Consider the following 1835-nt stretch of genomic DNA (forward strand, 5'->3'; position numbering starts at 1 on the left):
TTGAGCCTAGACACCTCAAGGATCACAGGAAGCGGCGTGTTTCACGTATCAGCCCAGGTCACAGCACCCACACATGCGGCAGGAGAGCCAGAAAAAAACGGTGCGCCGAGCTGCGCGCATCGCAGAGTACCTGGACGAGGCGGGTGTACCGGATGTCTGGATCTACGGGGCGGACTGCCACCGCCTGCCCGCGATCGAACGCGGCTGCCTCGAGCCGTGGATCGCGGATTGGGCGGTCCTCACGAAGGAACGCATCTTTCCCGGAAGCCCTGTCGACGAGAACGCGCTGGCGCGTTCGGTACAGGGGTATGGGTTGTTCACAAGCGACAGCGTCGCTAACGCGATGGGGACATTGACGGCGGAGTACGGGAACTCTCGCATGCCCGTACTAGTCCTTTTCCACGTGGAGTCGATGGTGGGCGAGGATGCGGCCGTCGCCGCGCGCCTGAAAAAGGCAGCCGGGAAGCCGCTGTTCTGGCAGTTCATCGCCCAGTTGGACGAGCTGCCTTGGTCGGTGCTGGACCGATTGGACGACATTCGCGAAGAACGCCCAGAGATCGCGAACGCCCACTACAACGGTTCCTGGAACCTGGACATCTCGGGAGGTCTGGACGCGTTCCAGCAGTACTCGATGATCAAGCCCTACGCGCGCTGGGTGCGGGAGTCCCGGCGACGGTAATGGGGGGATGATCAAAACCTGGCGTACAGGGGAGATTGGATGCGGCTGCCGCGACGACAGGGTCTTGGTCACTCTCACCCGCGCCGGGAAAATCCGCGCTGATGTCCTGGTCAAGAAGCTGCCCAAGCGGGCCTGGCACACCGCTTCTACGACTGGGCCCTGGCCGACATCGCCGACGACCGGCCCGGCCACCGCCAGCTGCTCGTCCGCCGCAACCGGCGCACCGGTGAACTCGCCTTCTACCGCTGCTACTCGGCCACCCCGGCCTCACTATCCGCCCTGGTGAAGGTCGCCGGACGCAGATGGACCGTCGAGGAGACCTTCCAGTCTGGCAAGTGCCTGGCCGGACTGGACGAACACCAAGTCAGGCGCTGGACGTCCTGGCACCGCTGGGTCACCCTAGCGATGCTCGCCCACGCCTTCCTCGCCGCAGCCACCGCCCACGAACGCGCTCAGGAACAAGCCCCGGACGGCCTGATCCCGCTGACCTGCAACGAGATCCAGCACCTGTTCACTGCGCTCGTCACCCAGCCCATCCACACAGCCGCCCACCGACTCCGCTGGTCCGACTGGCGACGCCGCCATCAGGCCCGGGCCCGCACCTGCCACTACCAGCGCCAGGCCGCCCACCAACCATGAAGATCACGATCTACGGCTGGAGTACTAGAGACCCGTGAATGCTTCAGACCCGCACGTCAACGCCTTCGCCGAGATCTTCGGCGAACCGCCGGCCGACTTCGCCGTACCTGTCGACTGGGCAGCAGTCGAGACGTGGTTGGGGATGAGCCTGCCCGCCGACTACAAGGCCATCACCGCGGCGTACGGCCCCCTCGACATCGGCGCGTGGCTCTGGCTCCACATGCCATGCGTCAACCGCGGGTGGTTCGACTACGGGGCCTGGGTGCAGCAGACTCGGCGTGACGCCCCCGGCGCCCTTCCCTTCGGCGCCACCCGTACCGCCGACACCCTCTACCGGGACACCACAGCATCCGACAACCCCGACCAGTGGCCGGTCGTCATGCGCTGTCAGGACGACGAGAACGCGGGCCGCGACCCCTGGCGGCAGGGCGATTGCAAAGTCCCGGTGAGCTCGTGAGTGTGCAGGTCACGGCGGTGTGACGATGCGGGGTGTATGCGCGACCGGACACAACGAAGC

General features: G+C 65.9%; 2 protein-coding genes and 1 pseudogene. All 3 read left to right on the forward strand.

Annotated features, from left to right (window positions below; translation table 11 throughout):
* Positions 1-73: 73 nt before the first annotated feature.
* The gene (locus AB0N06_RS38765; RefSeq protein WP_366139355.1) at positions 74-679 is read left to right on the forward strand and encodes a VWA domain-containing protein; all 606 of its coding nucleotides are present in this window, start codon (positions 74-76) and stop codon (positions 677-679) included.
* Between the two features lie 76 nt (positions 680-755).
* Positions 756-1318 (forward strand): annotated as a pseudogene (locus AB0N06_RS38770) (IS701 family transposase); the annotation flags it as partial.
* A gap of 34 nt (positions 1319-1352) precedes the next feature.
* Positions 1353-1775 carry a hypothetical protein gene (locus AB0N06_RS38775; protein ID WP_366139356.1) on the forward strand — a complete coding sequence of 141 codons (423 nt, stop codon included), beginning with the start codon at positions 1353-1355 and terminating at the stop codon, positions 1773-1775.
* The last annotated feature ends 60 nt before the right edge of the window (positions 1776-1835 follow it).

The organism is Streptomyces sp. NPDC051020 (assembly GCF_040683105.1).
Lineage (GTDB): Bacteria > Actinomycetota > Actinomycetes > Streptomycetales > Streptomycetaceae > Streptomyces.